The 3,169-nt window shown below is 63.8% G+C and carries 3 protein-coding genes; all 3 read left to right on the forward strand.

Features of this window, described 5'->3' with window-relative positions:
- Positions 1–843: GtrA family protein (locus ACGVJ8_RS04915; protein WP_392345957.1), on the forward strand; the 843-nt coding region annotated here is incomplete at its 5' end.
- Complete coding sequence (locus tag ACGVJ8_RS04920) at positions 824–2,341, forward strand: ArnT family glycosyltransferase (protein WP_392345959.1); 1,518 nt, start codon at positions 824–826, stop codon at positions 2,339–2,341. The genes ACGVJ8_RS04915 and ACGVJ8_RS04920, both read left to right, overlap by 20 nt.
- Positions 2,319–3,169, forward strand: an 851-nt coding sequence (locus ACGVJ8_RS04925) for a DUF2079 domain-containing protein (RefSeq protein WP_392345961.1), incomplete at its 3' end; no start/stop codon positions are given. The genes ACGVJ8_RS04920 and ACGVJ8_RS04925, both read left to right, overlap by 23 nt.

Here is a 3,169-nt window from a genome sequence, read left to right on the forward strand (position 1 = left end):
CCTGTGGCCGTGGTGATGGACAGCGATGGCCAGCACCAACCCTCCTCCGTGCGCGATGCGGTCCAGGCCCTCAACAGCAAAAAACTGGATGTGGTCGCCGGCAGCCGCTTCCTGGATCACTCCGAAATCCGCGGGCTGAGCCATCGCCGCACCGATGGATCCACCATCGCCAACCGCCTGGCCCGATGGAGTCTGCCTTCCAGCTACAGGCATCTCACCGATTGCATGAGCGGATTCATCGTGCTGCAGCTCGACCGCTGCCTCCCCCTGATCCGCCAGGTGGACGTCAACGGCTTCAAGTTCTTCTACGAGCTGTTAGCCATCAGCCGCGGCCGCTTGCAGGTGGGTGAAATCCCACTGAGCTTCCAACCACGCCTGCACGGCGCATCGAAACTCGACCTCGCGATCCTTTGGGACTTCGTGGTCTCCCTGCTGCACACGGCGACCCTGCGACTGCTGCCCCGACGTGCGATCAGTTTCGGGCTCGTGGGCGCCTCCGGCGTCGTGGTTCAACTGATCACCACAGCGCTGCTGATGGGGCTCATCGGGCTGCCGTTCCAACACGCTTTACCGATCGCCGTGATTACAGCGGCCAGCTCGAACTATCTGGTCAACAACGCCCTCACCTTTCGCGACCGACGCCAGAGCGGACGCCAGCTGCTGCGTGGACTTCTGAAATTCCTGCTGGTGGCGTCACTCCCAGCCCTGGCCAATGTGGGACTGGCTACCAGTTTTTACACCTTGGTTCAGGCCCATGCCCTGTGGGCCCAACTGGCGGGCATCGTGGTCGTCTACGTCTGGAACTATGCGGCCTCATCCCGCTTTGTCTGGAACACCCCCTAAAGGGATCTGGTGGCCGATTGGCCTTGGCACCCTGTTGCGGCTGTTTCAAATCTGGATGCCGGTGCTGGGCGTGCACAGCTGGCGGCAGGCGGACACCGCTGCCATGGCGCGGCACTTCAGCCAGAACAACACGCCCATTTGGCTGCCGCAAATCGACTGGGGCGGCGCATCCGCCGGGTTCGTGGAGTCGGAATTTCCCATCTACCCGTTTCTGGTGAGTCGGATGTACGCCCTGACCGGCGTGCAGGAATGGCTGGGGCGGGGACTCTCGGTGCTCTGCAGCGGCCTCACCATCTGGCTGGTGATTCGCTTGGGCCGGCGTTGGTTCAACCCCAACGCCGGGTGGTGGGCCGGCCTGGCCTTTGCGGTGGCACCACTCGGGGTGTACTTCGGGCGCACATTCCAAGCGGAAGCCCTCTTGCTGCTCTGTGCGGCAGCTGCCCTTGAAAGCCTGAGTCTGTGGCGTGAACGGCGGTCTCGATGGGCACTGGCACTGAGCTGGATCGGCCTGACCATTGCAGGATTGATCAAGGTGATCCCCCTGCTCTGGCTGGGCCTTCCCATGCTGATGGTGCAGCTCACAGCTGCTCCTAGAGAACGGGCCGAACCCTGGCCAACACTGCTGAAACGATCGATTCGACTGCTCTCGAGCGCTTGGTTCTGGCTGTACATCGGCACAAGCCTGGCCACCGTGGCCGCCTGGTACTGGCATGCCCACAACCTGGGACAAAGCAGTGGCCTGAGCTTCGGTTTCTGGGGGGCCGGGGCCGATCGCAGCAGTGCGAGTCTCCTGCTCGATGCCAACAGCTGGATCAATCTGCTGCTGCGCGTCGTGGTCCGGCTGCTGGCCGTCGTAGGAGCGCCATTCCTGCTGCTCGGCCTTCACAAGAGCTGGCGCACGGGCGGAGGACAGATCGCCATCAGCGGAATGGTGGGGCTGCTGCTCTGCACGATCGCCACCATGCGCTCCAGCACGATTCATGAGTACTACCAACTGCCGCTGCTGCTGTTCAGCTCTCCACTGATCGGACTGGGATGGCAGTGCTGGCAGCCAACCCGACCCCGCTGGCAACCCCGCCTGGTGCTCAGCCTGGGGCTTGCCATCAGCATCACCGTGCTGTCGGTCGATTACTGGGGCGTCGAGCAGCGTCAAAGTCGGGCTTGGATGCCACTGGCACGAACCATCCGCAACGAACTTCCTGAGACGGCGCGGATCGTGAGTGTGACCAGCACGGATCCAACCCTGCTCAATCTGGCCCGTCGACAGGGTTGGCTGATCTCCAGCAAGCAGCTCACACCCGAGCGACTTCAACGCTGGCAAGCCGCGGGGGCCACCCATCTGGCGGGCAGCTTCGTGTGGGACAAGACCTACCGGCCGATGCCGGATCAGCGCGAACAGCGGCTGCGAACGCTGGCGGGATCAAGCCCCAACGCCTGGATCGATCAGCGCCGTCAGGCCTACCTCATCCCCATCGATGACCTGCAACCCCAGCACTGAACGCACTCCCCTGCCACGGGGACGTCCTCCATCGCTGCTGTTGGCGTTGGCAGCAGGATTCAGCCTGGTGCTCTGGGGCTGCTCCGCCATTCGACATGGCCTGCTGCAAAGCAATGCCTACGACCTCGGCTTGTTCGACCAATGGAGCTGGCTGATCGGATCCGGAGCGGCACCGGTGTCCTCGATGGAGCAGGTGCATGTTCTGGCCGACCACGGTGCCTGGATGCTCTATCTGGCCGGTGGCGCCTATCGCATCGTGCCAAGCGTCCACTGGCTGTTCGCCAGTCAGGCCCTGGCCCTCAGCTTCACCGCCATCCCCCTCTGGCTGCTGGCCCAGCAAGCTGGATTGAACCGGAGGCGGTGCTGGCTGGTCTGCGCTCTCTGGTGGCTGCAGCCGGTGGTGTTCAACGCAGCATTGTTCGATTTCCATCCGGAAACCTGGGTGATGCCGGCCTTCGCTCTGGCGATTTGGGCCGAGCGCAGCAACCGGCCCCGACTCTGGTTGGGCCTACTGCTGTTGATGCTCGGCTGCCGTGATGGTCTGTTGCTGATCACGGCTGGCATGGCCATCGATCAGGCCTTGCGAGGGCGCTGGCGTTGGAGCCTTATTTCAGCAGGGCTCAGCGTGGGATGGCTGCTGATGCTCAGCCGCTGGCTGTACCCCCTGCTTCGGAACGGGGACGGGCCGAAGGCCGCCTCACGGATGTTCAGCCATCTGAGTGGCCCCCCCGTCACCGTGCTGAGCAGCCTCGACTGGGGCGGCGGGGCTGAATATCTGCTGCTGCTCTGCCTGCCCTGCCTCTTGCTGTGGCGTCGGGCCTCGTTGGG

The organism is Parasynechococcus sp. (assembly GCF_042954245.1).
GTDB lineage: Bacteria > Cyanobacteriota > Cyanobacteriia > PCC-6307 > Cyanobiaceae > Parasynechococcus.